The sequence below is a fragment of the Priestia sp. FSL R5-0597 genome (genome assembly GCF_038006305.1).
GTDB classification, from domain to species: Bacteria; Bacillota; Bacilli; order Bacillales; family Bacillaceae_H; genus Priestia; species Priestia zanthoxyli.
Map to the genome: position 1 here is coordinate 786,447 of NZ_JBBOUZ010000001.1, position 16,256 is coordinate 802,702.

Genomic DNA, 16,256 nt, shown 5'->3' on the forward strand with positions numbered 1-16,256 from the left:
TTAAGAAGATTTATTCGGAATTTTACGAATAATTCATTACTTTTGTAAAAGTAATGTAAACATTTTTGTGTATTGAGTAATAGTAATGAATGTTATATACTGATAAAAAATATATTCCTATATGTGACTGGCGCAACATGGATGACCATGGGGGAGCATATAGCGTATAAGCCGCGCGCCTGGGCAAACACTTGAGAAAATTTCGCAAGTGTTTTTTTTATTTTCCTAGGGAAGAGGAGTAGATTTGGATGAGCAATATGCAAAGGAAGATGGGAACATTTGCTTTAACCATGACAGGCATAGGTTCGATTATCGGTTCAGGATGGCTGTTTGGAGCATGGAAAGCAGCTCAAATTGCAGGACCCGCGGCTATTTTTTCATGGGTTATTGGAATGGTAGTTATTTTGACCATTGCCCTATCGTACGCTGAACTGGGCGCGATGTTTCCGCAAGCAGGGGGGATGGTTAAATATCCTCAGTATTCACACGGATCATTTATTGGATTTTTGGCTGCTTGGGCTAACTGGATTTCAATCGCTTCAACGATAACAGTGGAGGCTATTGCATCTGTGCAATATATGAGTACTTGGCCGTGGAAATGGGCTCGCTGGACTCATGAATTAGTAGACAATGGCATTTTAACGTCCAAGGGGTTGGCAGTTGCGTCTCTGTTATTATTCATTTACTTTTTTGTGAACTATTGGACGGTAAATCTCTTTGCTAAAGCAAACTCATTTATTACGATTGTTAAATTAATTATTCCTGGTTTAACGGCAGGGGCTTTATTTTTTGCTGGTTTTCATAGCGGGAACTTTTCAAGTGAGCATGGGGTAGCACCTTACGGATGGGCGAGTGTTTTAACGGCAGTGGCAACATCAGGTATCGTGTTTGCATTTAATGGGTTTCAAAGTCCTGTAAATATGGCAGGAGAAGCAAAGTCACCTAATAAATCGATTCCGGTAGCTGTAATTGGTTCAATTTTTATTGCTGGAATTGTATACATTATATTACAAATTGTTTTTATCGGAGCAGTAAGTCCGTCATCAATTGCGAATGGATGGAATCATTTGAATTTTAATTCTCCTTTTGCTGATTTAGCGATTGCGCTTGGAATTAACTGGCTAACAATTGTGTTATACGCAGATGCATTTGTTTCTCCTTCCGGCACAGGTGCTACATATACGGCAACGACTTCTAGAATGTTATACGGGATGCAGCAAAATGGATATTTGCCAAAGATATTTGGTACTCTTCATCCACTTTACAATGTCCCGCGCCCAGCTATGTGGCTAAATTTAGCAGCCTGCTTTTTGTTTCTCTTTTTATTTAGAGGATGGGGTGTCTTAGCAGAAGTGATCTCAGTAGCGACGCTTATCTCTTATATTATGGGCCCTGTAGCGCTTATAACATTAAGAAAAACGGCTTCACACTTTTACCGTCCATTTTATTTAAAAGGGGCATCAGTTATTGCGCCATGCGGCTTCGTTTTTGCTTCTTTGACGCTTTACTGGGCAAGGTGGCCACTTACAGGTGAAGTGATTTTTATTATGGCAATTGGCCTGCCAGTTTATTTTTATTACCAAGCGAAAAATAAATGGGTGGGCTTTAAAAAAGAATTTTTAACCGGGGCTTGGATGCTTATCTATTTAGCGTGCATGATTTTTATTTCCTACATAGGAAGCGAAAAATTCGGAGGTAAAAATATTTTACCTTTCGGATGGGATATGCTAGTGATTGCTTGCGTATCATTAGCCTTTTATTACTGGGGAATTAAAAGTGGCAAATCTAACCGATATATGAAAGAAGCTGAACAAATCAATCAAGAAAATTTTAAATCTAAATAAAAAACACGAGCCGGTGCTCGTGTTTTTATTTAGATGAATGGAGAATTTAGACTTAGTTTTTATCAAAATATTGTAAAAAACATAGATTTTAAGGTTTAAGGATTTACACAGAGGGAACCTTTATTTGGGATAAAGTTCTAAAAAAACAAAATAAAGGGGATTGGACAGCTGTGAAAAAAATGAATGTTTTGGCTTTGGTTTTTGTACTTATGCTAGTATTAGCGGCTTGTAACAGTTCTAAGGAAACGGGAGGATCCACTTCGGCTAAAAATAAGGCGATTGAAGCATCTATTGACAGCGCTTCTTATATTTTAGTAGATAGTGATGAAGGAGCTACAAGTGAAGAAAAGGGGCTGTTGAAAGTTGATTTAAAAGTGAAAAATGTATCCAAAAACAGTATATCTTTATCGGATTACGACGGTGTGTATTTATATGAAGGAGATGAACAATTATCTCCAAAAACGGGAGTGAACAGTAGGGAACTTGGACTAGAAAGCAGTTCATCTGACAAGATTGGCGCTGGGAAGCAAAAAAAATTAATGTTCGTCTTTGAAGTCAAAAAAGATAAAAAGTACAAAATTGGGCTTCAGCCAAAATCATCTGATTATGATGAAGAAATTGACGAAGTAACATTAACACTGGATACGAAGAAATACGCGAAAAGCTATAATAAGCTGCAAGACCCAGAAAAAGCTCTGCAAGCTTACACGGAAGTTCTTTACTTAAACAAAGAAAATGTAGATTATGATAAATATGTAACAGCGGACAAAACAGCTGTCATAGAAGAACAGAAAAAAGCGTTTAATGAGGAATTAAAAGGTGCGTTTTCTAATAGTTTAACCGATAAAGCAAAAAAAGATTTTTTTAACATGTATAAAGATGTTTTGAAAGAAAAAGCAAGCGTAAAGACAAATGTGATTGCCAATGCAAATAATAAAGCTGTAGTAGAAGTGGAGTACACTACTGTTAATTTATCAGACTTATATTCATACGTATCGCAGCTTAAGAGAGCATATACAGATGAAACAAAAGATTACGATACAAAACACTCTGAAGAGTTTGCGGCTTCTAAATTCAAAGATATTGTAAATGAATTAGAAACGAAAGAAGGAAGTCGTCCGCTACGAATTTTTATGGTGAAAGAAGATGGGAAATGGACTGTGAAGTCAAGTGACCTATACAGTGACTCTTTAGGTAAAACGTTTGGATCAAGCTACATTCGATAGACAAAAAAGAGGCTAGGACAAAAATAGTTGAGCCCAAGTAAAAAACGAACCATTCATCAATCTGTTTGATGAGTGGTTCGTTTTTTTGCGATGGTGCATATCGTTTTATTTGTTTCGTTCCTTCTAGCAGTTGATTGGAGGGCAAGGCGAAGACTCCTGCGGGAAAAGCGGAACAGGTGAGACCCCGCAGGAGCGTAAGCGACGAGGAGGCTCAGCGCCCGCCCGCGGAAAGCGAAGCCTTGCACGGAAATCAATTGCGGTGTCATAAGCAGTCCAACTCATGTATCTCATTTGTTCGTCTTTCAATTGGATTTATTTCGTTATGTCTCAACCTCTTTTTTGTTTTCTGTAAATAAATCAACGAGTTTTTTGTAAAGCTAAATTTATCAAAATATGCTAGTATAGTTTCATTCATTCTTTTATTCTTATTATGATAGGCATCAATGGAGGTTCTTACTAATGAAAGCAAATTATTGTAAAGATACAAAGGCCGTTCGAACGAGCCGCATTTTCCCTAATGATATTAATAATCACAATACGTTATTTGGCGGAAAATTAATGAGTGATATTGATATGATTGCGTCCATTTCAGCTTATCGTCACAGTCGTACAGAGTGTGTGACGGCTTCGGCAGACTCTATTCACTTTCTGCACCCTATTACGCCTCAAGATTCTGTATGTTTAGAGTCATACGTATCATGGACAGGTCGTTCATCGATGGAAGTGTTTGTGAAAGTGATTAAAGAAAATTTAAAAACCGGGGAGCGTCAAATTGCAGCCACATCATTTTTAACTTTTGTGGCAATGGATGATGATGGAAAGCCCCGCGCAGTACCGGAGCTTATTCCCGAAACAGAAGAAGAAAAATACCTGTTTCAAACGGGGGCAGATCGCGCTGCCACACGTAAACAAGTTCGTAAAAAAAGCAATGAACTAGCCTCAGTGTTGGATTTAGGACAACCTTGGTAGCATAAAAGAGAGGCTGAAAAATATTTTAGCTGAAGTGAAAAACGAACCATTGATCAACATGTTTGATTAGTGGTTCGTTTTTTTTTGTTATGGTGAACGTAGGTTTCATCTGTGTTGTTCCTTCTAGCAGTCGATTGGAAAGCGAGGCGAAGTCTTGTACGGAAACCAACTGCGGTGTCACAAGCGGTTCAGCTTATGTATCTCATTTGTTCGTCTTAGGATTGGATTCATTTAATTATGTCTTAACCTCTTTTTTATATTTGATGAATTTCTCCCCTGAATGGGAGGAGGAAACAAAATTATATGAAATTTATTTTCGTTCATGGTAATATGAATTTAATATAATTTTCTAAAAAGTTTAAAAAGTACAACATTTATAAAGAAAGGTGTCGTGTCTAATGGTAACAGTAGAAGCAGCAGAAAGACAAAACAGCAGCACTGCCCTGCGCCGTGATGTAAAATTTCTCGGTCAGTTGTTAGGGAAAGTTCTGGTTCACCAAGGTGGAGAAGAACTGCTCAACAAAGTAGAAAAAATACGCGAAGTGGCAAAATCACTTAGAGAAAACAAAGATGAAGCCATCTATAAAGAAATAAAAAATGAAATCGTTACTCTTGAACAACCGATGCGCGCGCAGGTTATTCGGGCGTTTGCCGTTTATTTTCATTTAGTTAATATTGCAGAGCAAAATCATCGAATTCGTCGCAGACGCGAATATCAGCAGCAAGAAGATTCTATTATGCAGCCGGGTTCATTGGAAAGCGCCGTTGTTTCGCTTAAAAATAATGGCGTGGCGCCAGATGTAATTGCTAACTTGCTTCAAACTTTATCACTTGAGCTTATCATCACGGCACATCCAACAGAAGCCACTAGACGAAGTGTCCTTGATATTCATAAACGAATGGCTGAGCTTCTGAAAAACTTGGATAATTCAACGTTAACAAAACGTGAACGTACAGAAATTGAAGAAAGACTGTTTAGCGAAGTGTTAATTTTATGGCAAACAAATGAACTGCGAGATCGCAAGCCAACCGTAATGGATGAAGTATCCAATGGATTATATTATTTTGATGAAACGTTATTTGAAGTGCTTCCTCAACTTCATCAGGAATTGGAAAATTCATTGCAGGAGAATTACCCCGAAGAAAATTGGAAAGTGCCTAATATTCTTCGATTTGGTTCATGGATTGGCGGAGACCGAGATGGAAATCCAAACGTAACTCCTAAAGTAACGTGGCAAACGCTTGTCAAACAAAGGAAGTTAGCTATTCGTAAATATAAAGAGTCGCTTACTCAATTGAGACAAAGGTTAAGTCAGTCTACAAAAAGAGTCGCAGTTTCAGATAATCTTCTTGATTCTATTAATCAAGAAATATCGCTGCTGCCTGAGAAAAAGCGATGGAGAATCAAACACGAAGTATATCGCTGCAAGCTTACGATTATGCTTCATAAATTAAATTTAGTTGGAGAGTCGGAAGCAGGTTATCAAAGGTCGGAAGAACTTTTACAAGATTTGTTTCTCATCAAAGATAGCTTGCAAAAGCATCAGCCTCAAGATTATCAGCTGAAAAGCTTGTGTAAATTAATTCGCCAAGTTGAGCTGTTTGGATTTCATTTAGCAACGCTTGATATCCGTAATCACAGCGGAGAACACGAAGCGGCAATCAAAGAAATTTTCCATGCTGTTTCTTTAGCTGAAGATTATTCAGCGTTAACAGAAGAGAAAAAAGTTGAGCTGCTAGGGAAAGTTCTTCAAGACCCAAGACCTGTGCTATCGTTTGTAGAGAATTACTCTAAAGAAACGCAGCAAGTAATTGAAGTATTTAACATGATACATCGAGCACATAAAGAATTTGGAGAAAGATCCATTGAAGTCTACTTAATCAGTATGACGCAGTCTGCAAGTGATTTGTTAGAAGTCATGGTACTTGCCAAAGAAGCGGGTATTTACCGCCTTCATGCAGATGGCCGCATTGAAAGCAAGTTAAATATAGCTCCGCTGCTTGAAACAATCGATGATCTCACAGCAGGTCCTAAGATTATGGAACAGCTATTTCAATTAGATTTTTATCGAGAGCACTTAAGAAAACAGAAGGATTTGCAGGAAATCATGCTTGGCTACTCAGATGGAAGCAAAGATGGCGGAACGCTTACCGCTAATTGGAAGCTCTACAAAGCGCAGCAGGAAATTCACGATATGGCGAGGAGGTATCAAGTTCGTCTGAAGTTTTTCCATGGCCGAGGCGGCTCACTAGGCCGAGGAGGAGGCCCGTTAAACCGAAGCATTTTATCTCAGCCTGTTGAGACGCTAGGAGACGGTGTTAAAATTACAGAGCAAGGAGAAGTTCTTTCTTCTAGATACTCTTTATATGACATTGCTTACCGAAGCCTTGAACAAGCGGTCTCAGCTCTTCTTACAGCGGCAGCAAATGTTTCTCAAGAAGCTGAACAATGTGATATTCGTACACATGAATGGGAAGAAACAATGGACGAGATTTCAACTGCTTCGTTACGTAAGTATCAAGAGCTTGTTTTCAACGATGCAGACTTTTTAACCTACTTTAAACAAGCTACACCTCTTCCTGAGCTCGGGGCTTTAAATATTGGGTCACGTCCAATGAGTCGAAAAGGAAGTGATCGCTTTGAAGACTTGCGAGCAATTCCATGGGTATTTGCATGGACGCAAAGCAGACAGCTGCTTCCAGCCTGGTACGCTGCAGGTACGGGCTTACAGCATTTAGTAGAGAAATCCGGAGATATACAGCTTCTTCAACAAATGTATAAAGAATGGCCATTTTTCCGCTCGACCGTCGATAACCTGCAAATGGCTTTAACAAAAGCAGATTTAATGGCAGCAAAAGAATACACAGAAATGGTACAAGATCCGGTTATTTCAGAGAGGATTTTTACCGCTATTAAAAAAGAGTATAATGTTACGAAAGAAATGATTCTTCAAATCACGGGGCAAAAAGAATTAATGGATCATCTTCCTACGATTAAAGAATCTATTAAATTACGAAATCCGTATGTGGACCCTCTAACCTTCTTGCAAGTTAAGGTTATTTCCAAGCTGCGTGAAGATGAGGCTGAAACGTTAAATGAAGAACTTTTAAAAGAAGCATTATTAACGATTAACGGCATTGCAGCAGGATTGCGTAACACAGGCTGATGATACCAAAAGACACCTCAATAAAACAAAAGAGGTGTCTTTTGTTCATTCTTCTCACATAAAGAACTGCCTGTCGGTTCCTTCTCTTTTAAAGAGAACTTCCGTCTGTTAAATAGGCACTGAGAAAAATCAGTGATAAAATAGAGAAGAACTGGTAATATTCTACAAACAAGTGCTAGTGGTGGGGTAACTAGATTGAATATGGAGGACGAGGACAATGGTAAAAAATTCGCAAATCTTCATTGAAGCTGACTCCGAGAATTCTGTATTTATTGGACTGGAATTTTGTGAGTATACACAAAAAATGAATCCTACTTGTTTGTCCAAACAGCATATAAATGTGTTTATTCATCCGGAAGAACTCACTGTGGAATTTAAGAAAACAAAAAGTGATAGAACTATTGATGATTTCCATCTGATGCATATCGTTCCGGTTCATTGCTTTAATTATTTATTATGTTCGATTTCGCAAGGTATTGTTACAGATGTTCAGCTAAAAGCGGTCGGTCATCAAGGAGAAACGTTGTTTGAAGAAAATCTTACATTGAAGTTTCATGAAAAAGCGACGGATTATGAAGAAACGCTCTCATTTTTCAAACATTTAAATCAAGAAATACAAAAACAGACGAAAAAATATACAGCCAGTTATATGAGCTCATGATAAAGAAAGCTGCGGTTTTAAAAACCGCAGCTTTTATTCGTTTAACCGAAAAAATTATGTGAGAGATGCTTACAAAGCAAGAGATTTTTCAGTGGGAAATTGATAAAGTGAAAATAAGAGAAATCAGTGGACAGAAAAGCTTTTAGCGGCTGGCCGCTTTTTATTCAATATGCAAGGGTTAGGTATTGAGATTAAAAAAATAGCGATGAATACGTATTATTATTGTAGATGAAGTGCTAAGGTCGCTCTATCTGCAATTATGTAGAATCTTCGCGCGCTTATAGTCTGTTTTACGGAACGAAAAAGCTGCGGAAATAGAAGAACTCCTTCTATTTCTGCGGTTTTTTTTATAAACAAGAAATAAATTCACTTATCGTACGGAGGCGATGCAGATGATTAAAGATTTAGTATTGGCTAAGGAATGGCTGCCTGCAGCTTATTCACATGATTTAACAGATCAGCCCTTGCAAGTAACGATTTTAGAAGAGCGAGTTGCGCTGTTTCGCACAACTAATGCCATTAAAGCATTTAAAGATTTGTGCATCCATCGCGGTGCAGCGTTATCTCTTGGGAAAGTAGTAGATGATTGCATTGTGTGCCCTTATCACGGATGGAAATACGATGGTGCCGGGGCTTGTGTGAAAATTCCTCAACAGCCGCCGGGAAGAGCGATTCCTTCAAAAGCAAAAGCACAGGTATATGATTGCGTTGAAAAGTATGGGATTATATGGGTGAAGATGAACAGCGAGGCAAGTGATATTCCTCTTCCTCAGTATGACGAATACCTTAACTCCGGATTTAAAACGGTTTGCGCCAACCCTCATACTCTGCAGGCAGCAGCTCCTCGTGTCGTAGAAAACTTTCTAGATGTAAGCCATTTGGCTTTTGTTCACGAAGGAAGCCTTGGACACTCGGATTACGCCGAAATTCCTGATTATAAGGTACATTGGAAAGATAACCGATACATTTCTGACGAAATCGCTGTGTACGCAGATGCAGATGGTACGGGTAACTTTGCGACTATTTATTATACTTTTGAAATTCTTCGTCCTGCCGTTGCAAGGTTGAAAAAAGTGAACTATGAAACGGGTGAAATCTTTTCGATGCTGTTTGCGGTTTTACCTGAAGAGGAAAGAAAGTCGACTGTGTTTGCATTGGTTTCTAGAAACTATTCGTTTGATGCACCTGATCAATATTTCCGTGATTTTCAGCAGCTTATTATTGAACAAGATACGAGCATTGTAGAAAGTCAAAAACCCGAAGAGCTGCCGCTTGACTTACAAGCAGAGCTTCATTTGAATCCGGACCGACTGAGTATTGCCTATAGAAGATGGCTCGGTGATTTAGGAGTGACCTTTGGAAGTGACGTAGGAACAAGATTAAAAAAAGCTGCTCAATAAAAAAGAAGAAAGGAGTCTCCTTTCTTCTTTTTTATGTATGTTCACGGATAAGCTGATGATAGCTATTAAAAAGGGTAGGATATGTTAAGCGGCTTAAGATGACGCAGGAAAGCGTAGCAGAGGCTAGGATAGTAAAAACGATGAGCAGCTGGAATTTGACTGCTTGTATCGGATCTGCCCCTCCAATAATCTGGCCTGTCATCATGCCGGGAAGCTGAACGAGTCCAATTGTTTTTTGGCTTTCTACAGTAGGAATCATGCTAGCTTTGATTGCGGCATTTAAAATACTATGAATAGCTTGTTTAGGAGTTCCGCCAAGCGCCAGAATCAATTGAATTTCGTCTCGCCTTCTATTTACTTCAGCGTCTAACCGATTTAAAAATAAATTGGCCAAAATCATCGAATTTCCAATAATCATACCGCTGACAGGAATGACATATCGCGGAGTAGCAGGGATAATATGTAGGCCCAGCATAACGCTTTGGGTCAGGATTTCTACAATAAAAAGAGTGACAAATACACGAAAGAAAGCTTTAAATCCCTGCTTTTTTTTCTTTACAACATTTTGGGAAGCGACCGTCAGCATAACGAATAAAATGAGAATCATAAAAGCTGGGTGATTCGCGTCAAAAATAAAAGATAAAACATATCCGATCACTAACAGCTGAACGGCTGCTCGAATACTGGCAATGATAATATCTTTCTCGAGTCCTATACGAAAAGATTTTGATAAAAAAAGAGCAATAAAAACAAAAACGATGGTAAAAATCAGTGAAAGTGAACTCATAGAAAGGCTCCTTCAATAAATTGTTTTGTTTCAGCTTTTACAGGAGCATGAAAAAAGGTCTCCGTCTTCGCTTTTTCTACAATCACTCCGTTCATTAAAAGCCAGACTTCCTCTCCTAAACGTTTGGCTTGTTCTAAATTATGGGTAACCCAAATAATCGTTTTATTCTGCTCTTTATGTAAATGAGAAATAAGCTGTTCAATTTCATGAGCAGAAGTGGCATCCAAAGCGGAAGTGATTTCGTCTAAAAGCAAAAGGTCAGATCCGTTCGACAGCGTGCGCGCTAATGATAACCTTTGTCTTTGACCACCGGATAAATCTCTTGCATCCTGCCCTAACAAGTCAGGGGAAAGACCGGTTAAGGCACAGAGTTCTTCAGGCATAATATCCTGTTTGCCGTGCAGCTTTTGAACAAGCATCATATTATCTCGCACTGTTCCATCAATAACAGGAGCTGATTGAAAAGCGATGCCCACTTTTTTTCGCAAATCAGAAATATTCCATTTGCTAATGTCTTTTCCATATACTTCAATACTTCCTTCATCAGGTGCAGAAAGTAAATTGCACATGGAAAGAAGGGTGCTTTTTCCGGATCCTGATGGTCCTACCATCATGACGAGCGAGCCTTGCATCACTGCACCCGATATGCCTTTTAAAACACTATGTTCTTTATCTTTAAATGTTTTATGAACGTCTGTAAATGTAATGGCAGGTATTGAATTGAACGTGTTCATAGTAACTCCTTTTTCATTCGTTTTGTTTATTGTAGCATAAGCGAAAGTATAAAAAGTTATTGGGCGATATAAAAAAAAGCTGTGAAAAACCACAGCTTTTAAACAGTTGTATTCACTTTTTGGCTGGCTTTTAAGGCATAATCTAAATCTTCAAGAAGGTCGTCGATTGCTTCTGTTCCAACCGACAGACGAATGAGTTCTGGCGTCACACCCGAAGCTTTTTGTTCGTCTTCAGATAGCTGTTGATGAGTGGTGCTTGCCGGGTGAATAATGAGTGATTTAGAGTCGCCAATATTGGCTAAATGAGAAAATAACTGAACCGAATCAATTAACTTAGCCGCAGCGTTTTTTCCTCCCCTGACACCAAAGGTTAAAATGGCTCCTTGTCCTTTAGGCAAATATTTTTGTGCCAAAGAATAGGAAGGGTGGGAAGGAAGCCCCGCATAATTTACCCATTCTACTAATTCATGCTGCTCTAAAAATTTCGCTACCTTTAATGCGTTTTCGCTGTGACGCTCTAATCGCAGATGGAGTGTTTCTACTCCTTGAAGAAGTAAAAAGGAATTAAAAGGTGATAAAGCAGCTCCAATATCTCGTAAAAGCTGAACGCGCGCTTTTGTAATATAAGCAGCTTCACCGGCAGCTTCTGTGTATACGAGGCCATGATAACTTGGATCTGGAGTTGTTAAGTCTGGAAATTTTCCGCTCGCTTCCCAATTAAATTTTCCACTGTCTACGATAACACCGCCAATTGCTGTTCCATGCCCTCCAAGAAACTTAGTAGCAGAATGAACGACAATATCTGCTCCAAAATCGATGGGGCGAAGAAGGTAAGGGCTTGGAACAGTATTATCAATAATAAGAGGAATTCCATGTTCGTGGGCAATGTCTGCAACTGCCTCGATGTCTAGCACATTTCCCTGTGGATTTCCAACGGATTCAGCATAAATTGCCTTTGTTTTGGAAGTGATTGCCCTTCTAAAATTTTCTGGATTATCGGCGTTTACAAATTTGACGGTAATGCCCAGTTTAGGAAGCGTAGACGAAAAGAGGTTATACGTTCCCCCATATAAACTGCTTGCTGATACAATTTCATCTCCTGCGGAAGCGATATTCAAAATGGAAAAGGTAGTAGCTGACTGACCTGAAGCTACTCCTAGAGCACCAACTCCGCCTTCTAACTCAGCAATTCGCTGTTCAAAAACGTCCGTAGTAGGGTTTACAATTCGAGTGTAGATATAGCCTTGTTCACTTAAATTAAATAAAGACGCAGCATGCTCCGTATCTTTAAATCCAAATGAGCTTGTTTGATAAATAGGTACGGCACGCGAAAAAGTAGCTGGGTCAAGCTGTTGACCAGAATGGATCGCTTGTGTTTCAGGACGAAATGGTTTCTTAGCAGACATTGAAACTCCTCCTTGGATATAAAACTTATAAAAAACATAGGAATAATAAACTTTAATCATAATATACGAATTCTATTGAATGATGTCAAATGATAATTAGAATATTTAGAAAATATAAAAAAGATTAATAATGTAATTTAGCATTAAGACATCTCTTTAATTGTTAAAAATACCATAAAAAATATTAAATGTAAGAAAAATGTAAATTAATTTGTATAATTATGTTAGAATATTAGGTGTTTGAGAGTTTCTTAGAGAGCCAATTTTGCTAGAAGACTTTAAAAAATAGTAAAAGGTGGGTCTTAAGAGCTACTAACGAAACAAAATAAAAGGAGTTTGATTATGAGCACAGAAGTCAATGTATCTTCGGAAGTTCAAGAGAAAGGAAAGCCTTCTATTTTTGGTTTTATTACGAGTCCGGTTGTACAGTTTGAGAAAATGAAAAGCACTCCGGTCATCTGGGGACCTCTTTTACTTGTTATTGTTTTAACACTTGCAACAACGCTTCTAGCTGTTTATACCCCTCAAGCGCAAGAGACATTACAGCAGCAAAAAGAAGCTGGGATTGAAGTGAATCCTATATTCAGTATGATTGGCGGAACGGTTGGAGGAGTGATTGCAATAGTTGCTACACTGGCATTCACGAGTTTAATTTTGTTTTTAATTGCAAAGTTAGGGACTGGAAAAACAACATATCGCCAAATGTTTAGCATGAATTTGTTTGTTACGTTCATCACAGCAATTGGTCAGTTAATTAATACGGGAGTCGCTGCATTAGCGCATACTTCAGCGAATGTGACGTCGTTAAATGGGCTAGTTGGTGCTAAAGGTGCTATTGGAGGCGTATTTACTTCAATCGAAATTTTCTCTATATGGGGACTTATTTTGACAGCAGTCGGGCTGCAAAAAGTAGCGAATTTATCAAAAGCTGCTTCAATTATTACCGTAATTGTTTTATTTATCTTAGGAGCTGCTATTTCAGGAGTTGGAGGAGCTGCTTCAGAAGCGCTTAAAGGAGCAGGGTTGTAAATGAAAAAAGGAATAATTATTACAGCCGTAACAGTTGTTATTGTTGCGGTTATTGGGATTAATGTATATCGTGCACAAAGTGTAGGTGGTAAAGCAGTTGATGTTCAAGTAACAACTGTAAAAGAAAAAAAGTTAAGAAATACAGTGATGGTTCCGGGTACGTTAAAGCTTGCTGATGAGCAATACGTTTACTTTGACGCTGAAAAAGGCGAGGTTGAACGATTTCATGTAACGGAAGGATCGCGCGTACAGCAGGGAACTTCTCTCGTAACGTACGAAAGCGATACGCTTGATTTAGAGCAAGAACAAAACAAGCTAGAAAAAAAATCGAGTCAGCTGCAAATTGATTCAGTAAGCAAACAAATCTCAAATTTAAATAAAAAACAAAAAGAATTAGAAAAAGAAATGAGTAAGCAAGAAGCGAAAGATCAAATTGAAACAGAGCGGACGCAGCTCAACCTCGACTTAGAAACGGCTAAAATTGACTTAGAACGAAACAAACTAGAAGCCAAATCAATTGCTAAAAAAGAGCGTAATTTAGACGTAACGAGTGATATTAGCGGGACTGTGCTAGAAGTAGATAAAGAAGCGGTTAATAACACGAGTGAAGTTCAAAAGCCGCTTATACATATTGGTAATACCGATGAATACTTAGCTACTGGCGTGCTTTCTGAGTACGACGCTTTAAAAATTAAAACCGGTCAAGCTGTTAAAATTACATCAGATGTACTGCCTGATAAAGAATGGTCAGGGAGCGTAAAACAAATTGACTATCTACCTCAGCAGCAGGCATCAGCGGAGGCAGGCAATGATGCAGCGAATCAATATCCAGTTGAAGTAAAAGTAGATGACCAAGATATCACGATGATTAAGCCAGGATTTAAGCTGCTGCTTGAAATTGAAACAAGCAGTAAGAAAGCTTCATCACTGCCAATAAAAGCAGTTGTAAATGAAGACGGAGAAAAATTTGTATACGTCGTGAAAGATAAAAAGGCGGTTCGTAAGGAAGTAAAGGTAGGAGAAACAACCAACAAATTTATTGAAATTAAAAGCGGCGTTTCTTCTAAAGATAAAGTTATTGCCAATCCTTCAAAGGACTTAACTGACGGTGCGGAAGTGACTGTTCAATGATTGAGCTTGTAAATATTCATAAAAGCTATCATCTTGGCAAAGAGGAAGTACCGATTTTAAAAGATATTAATTTGAAGATTTATGACGGTGAATTTGTTGCGATTATGGGTCCTTCAGGCTCCGGAAAATCAACGCTCATGAACATTATCGGATGCTTAGACCGCGCTTCTTCAGGCTCCTATTTATTAAATGAACAAGAAATCTCTACTTACAGCGATGAGCAGCTGGCAAAAGTAAGAAATATTCATATCGGCTTTGTTTTTCAGCAGTTTCAGCTGCTGCCGCGTTTATCAGCTGTCGAAAACGTAGAGCTTCCAATGGTATATGCCGGCGTATCGCGTAAGGAAAGACGAGCCAGAGCAGAAGCTGCGCTTGCAAAAGTAGGGCTGAGTGAGCGAATGAAACACTTGCCGAGCGAGTTATCAGGAGGGCAAAAGCAGCGTGTTGCTATTGCTCGCTCTATTGTTAACAATCCAACGCTTATTTTAGCCGATGAACCCACAGGAGCCTTAGATACAAAAACGAGTGCTGATATTATGGAGCAATTTTCTAAGCTAAATGCAGATGGGACAACAGTTGTAGTTATTACTCATGAACCTGAAGTGGCAGAGTACACATCGCGTACAGTTATCGTTCGTGACGGTAAGGTGCTAAGTCATAGCGACAAGGAGAACGATAGCTTATGAGTTTAATAGAAAATATTCGTATGGCTTTTTCCTCGGTTCTTGCTCATAAAATGCGCTCTATTTTGACAATGCTTGGTATTATCATTGGCGTAGGGGCGGTTATTATCGTTGTTGCTATCGGCCAAGGCGGAGAACAGATGATTAAGTCAGAAATAACAGGAGCAAGCAATACAGTTGATGTCTACTATCAGCCTCCTGAAGACGAGATGCAAGCTGATGACCTTTCCATGACGGGGGAGCCGATCTTTACAGAGGATGATATTAAAGCTCTTTCGACTATTCCTGGAGCGAAGAATGTGGTAGCTTCTAGCTCAATGGGAATGGGAATAAGATATAGAGACAAAGAATCCGATACAACTGTTAACGCAATTAATGAAGGGTATATTGAGGTTAATCAGCTTGAAGTTTCAAAAGGAAGAATGTTGGACAGCGCTGATTTTTTGTCAGGTAATCGAGTAGGTGTTATTACGAGCGATATGAAAAAAGAGCTGTTTGATAAAAAAGAAGCTCTTGGACAAGTAGTATGGGTTCAAGGACAGCCTATCAAAATTATTGGTGTGACAAAAAAACCAAAAGGCTTTTTAGCATATGAAATACCGACTATTTACATTCCAGATAATACGTACAAATCAAGCTTCGGTAAGCTCGACTACACAAACCTTAGCGTTCAAGCACAAAGTTCTGATCAATTAAAAAAAGTAGGTAATGACGCAACAGATTTGTTAAATAATTTGCATGATGCTGAAGATGCTTACCAAGTGCAGAACTTAGAAGAAATAGCAGATAGCATTGGAAATGTAACGCGAATTATGACAACGATTATTGGATCGATTGCAGGCATTTCCCTGCTTGTTGGCGGGATTGGCGTTATGAACATTATGCTGGTTTCTGTAACGGAACGTACAAGAGAAATTGGTATTCGTAAAGCATTAGGAGCCTCTAAAAGACAAATTTTAACTCAGTTTTTAATTGAATCTATTACGCTCACGCTTATTGGTGGTTTGCTTGGCATCGGCCTTGGCGCAGGCGGAGCGTCTCTTGTTTCGCTATTTGCCGGCTGGCCGTCATTAATTTCGTGGCAAGTAGTACTTGGAGGAGTGTTGTTTTCCATGACGATTGGCATTGTATTCGGCATGCTTCCTGCAAACAAAGCGGCGAAGTTAGATCCAATCGAAGCATTAAGATATGAATAAAGACATGCGTTCGCATGTCTTTA

The 16,256-nt window shown here is 38.8% G+C and carries 14 protein-coding genes and 1 riboswitch; of the genes, 11 read left to right on the plus strand and 3 right to left on the minus strand.

Annotation, left to right across the window (positions count from 1 at the left end):
• Positions 1-113 precede the first annotated feature (113 nt).
• Positions 114-192, plus strand: a riboswitch (ZMP/ZTP riboswitch).
• Between the two features lie 56 nt (positions 193-248).
• From MKX72_RS04120 to MKX72_RS04150, 7 genes are all read left to right on the plus strand, one after another.
• Entirely contained in the window at positions 249-1,844 is a 1,596-nt protein-coding gene (locus MKX72_RS04120; protein ID WP_098625969.1) for an APC family permease, read from the plus strand.
• Positions 1,845-2,023: 179 nt separating this feature from the next.
• Entirely contained in the window at positions 2,024-3,070 is a 1,047-nt protein-coding gene (locus tag MKX72_RS04125; RefSeq protein WP_205689700.1) for a DUF5105 domain-containing protein, read from the plus strand.
• 130 nt (positions 3,071-3,200) lie between these two features.
• Positions 3,201-3,338 (plus strand): hypothetical protein, encoded by a 138-nt coding sequence (locus tag MKX72_RS04130; protein ID WP_167387308.1) that lies wholly within the window; start codon positions 3,201-3,203, stop codon positions 3,336-3,338.
• A gap of 191 nt (positions 3,339-3,529) precedes the next feature.
• Positions 3,530-4,039 (plus strand): acyl-CoA thioesterase, encoded by a 510-nt coding sequence (locus tag MKX72_RS04135; RefSeq protein ID WP_013055518.1) that lies wholly within the window; start codon positions 3,530-3,532, stop codon positions 4,037-4,039.
• A gap of 398 nt (positions 4,040-4,437) precedes the next feature.
• Positions 4,438-7,206, plus strand: coding sequence for a phosphoenolpyruvate carboxylase (gene ppc / locus MKX72_RS04140; RefSeq protein ID WP_155008516.1), 2,769 nt, complete (start codon positions 4,438-4,440; stop codon positions 7,204-7,206).
• Positions 7,207-7,423: 217 nt separating this feature from the next.
• Positions 7,424-7,867, plus strand: a complete 444-nt coding sequence (locus MKX72_RS04145) for a hypothetical protein (protein ID WP_014461480.1) — start codon at positions 7,424-7,426, stop codon at positions 7,865-7,867.
• 392 nt (positions 7,868-8,259) lie between these two features.
• Positions 8,260-9,267, plus strand: coding sequence for an aromatic ring-hydroxylating dioxygenase subunit alpha (locus MKX72_RS04150; protein WP_028412092.1), 1,008 nt, complete (start codon positions 8,260-8,262; stop codon positions 9,265-9,267).
• A 31-nt stretch (positions 9,268-9,298) separates the two neighbouring features.
• Here the strand turns inward: MKX72_RS04150 and MKX72_RS04155 are convergent, their stop codons facing one another.
• From MKX72_RS04155 to MKX72_RS04165, 3 genes are all read right to left on the minus strand, one after another.
• On the minus strand, positions 9,299-10,054 hold the full coding sequence (locus tag MKX72_RS04155) for an ABC transporter permease (protein WP_033578108.1): 756 nt from the start codon (positions 10,052-10,054) through the stop codon (positions 9,299-9,301).
• Entirely contained in the window at positions 10,051-10,788 is a 738-nt protein-coding gene (locus MKX72_RS04160; RefSeq protein ID WP_155008514.1) for an ABC transporter ATP-binding protein, read from the minus strand. The genes MKX72_RS04155 and MKX72_RS04160 overlap by 4 nt, the downstream gene beginning before the upstream one ends.
• 98 nt (positions 10,789-10,886) lie before the next feature.
• Positions 10,887-12,194 carry a homocysteine synthase gene (locus tag MKX72_RS04165; protein ID WP_155008513.1) on the minus strand — a complete coding sequence of 436 codons (1,308 nt, stop codon included), beginning with the start codon at positions 12,192-12,194 and terminating at the stop codon, positions 10,887-10,889.
• Between the two features lie 342 nt (positions 12,195-12,536).
• Here MKX72_RS04165 and MKX72_RS04170 point away from each other — a divergent pair, with 342 nt between their 5' ends.
• The 4 genes from MKX72_RS04170 to MKX72_RS04185 are packed head-to-tail and all read left to right on the plus strand — an operon-like array spanning position 12,537 to position 16,233.
• Entirely contained in the window at positions 12,537-13,223 is a 687-nt protein-coding gene (locus tag MKX72_RS04170) for a Yip1 family protein (RefSeq protein WP_028412096.1), read from the plus strand.
• Positions 13,224-14,354: an efflux RND transporter periplasmic adaptor subunit gene (locus MKX72_RS04175; protein WP_154991707.1), complete on the plus strand. Its 1,131-nt coding sequence runs from the start codon at positions 13,224-13,226 to the stop codon at positions 14,352-14,354. It begins immediately after the preceding gene.
• The gene (locus MKX72_RS04180) at positions 14,351-15,040 is read left to right on the plus strand and encodes an ABC transporter ATP-binding protein (RefSeq protein WP_028412098.1); all 690 of its coding nucleotides are present in this window, start codon (positions 14,351-14,353) and stop codon (positions 15,038-15,040) included. Before MKX72_RS04175 ends, MKX72_RS04180 begins: the two co-directional genes overlap by 4 nt.
• Entirely contained in the window at positions 15,037-16,233 is a 1,197-nt protein-coding gene (locus tag MKX72_RS04185; RefSeq protein ID WP_155008512.1) for an ABC transporter permease, read from the plus strand. Before MKX72_RS04180 ends, MKX72_RS04185 begins: the two co-directional genes overlap by 4 nt.
• The last annotated feature ends 23 nt before the right edge of the window (positions 16,234-16,256 follow it).

Coding starts and splice junctions, on each gene's coding strand:
- MKX72_RS04180 (WP_028412098.1), top strand. CDS start 14,351: ATGATTGAGCTTGTAAATATTCATAAAAGCTATCATCTTGGCAAAGAG.
- MKX72_RS04150 (WP_028412092.1), top strand. CDS start 8,260: ATGATTAAAGATTTAGTATTGGCTAAGGAATGGCTGCCTGCAGCTTAT.
- MKX72_RS04175 (WP_154991707.1), top strand. CDS start 13,224: ATGAAAAAAGGAATAATTATTACAGCCGTAACAGTTGTTATTGTTGCG.
- ppc (WP_155008516.1), top strand. CDS start 4,438: ATGGTAACAGTAGAAGCAGCAGAAAGACAAAACAGCAGCACTGCCCTG.
- MKX72_RS04170 (WP_028412096.1), top strand. CDS start 12,537: ATGAGCACAGAAGTCAATGTATCTTCGGAAGTTCAAGAGAAAGGAAAG.
- MKX72_RS04165 (WP_155008513.1), bottom strand. CDS start 12,194: ATGTCTGCTAAGAAACCATTTCGTCCTGAAACACAAGCGATCCATTCT.
- MKX72_RS04135 (WP_013055518.1), top strand. CDS start 3,530: ATGAAAGCAAATTATTGTAAAGATACAAAGGCCGTTCGAACGAGCCGC.
- MKX72_RS04120 (WP_098625969.1), top strand. CDS start 249: ATGAGCAATATGCAAAGGAAGATGGGAACATTTGCTTTAACCATGACA.
- MKX72_RS04145 (WP_014461480.1), top strand. CDS start 7,424: ATGGTAAAAAATTCGCAAATCTTCATTGAAGCTGACTCCGAGAATTCT.
- MKX72_RS04160 (WP_155008514.1), bottom strand. CDS start 10,788: ATGAACACGTTCAATTCAATACCTGCCATTACATTTACAGACGTTCAT.
- MKX72_RS04125 (WP_205689700.1), top strand. CDS start 2,024: ATGAATGTTTTGGCTTTGGTTTTTGTACTTATGCTAGTATTAGCGGCT.
- MKX72_RS04155 (WP_033578108.1), bottom strand. CDS start 10,054: ATGAGTTCACTTTCACTGATTTTTACCATCGTTTTTGTTTTTATTGCT.
- MKX72_RS04185 (WP_155008512.1), top strand. CDS start 15,037: ATGAGTTTAATAGAAAATATTCGTATGGCTTTTTCCTCGGTTCTTGCT.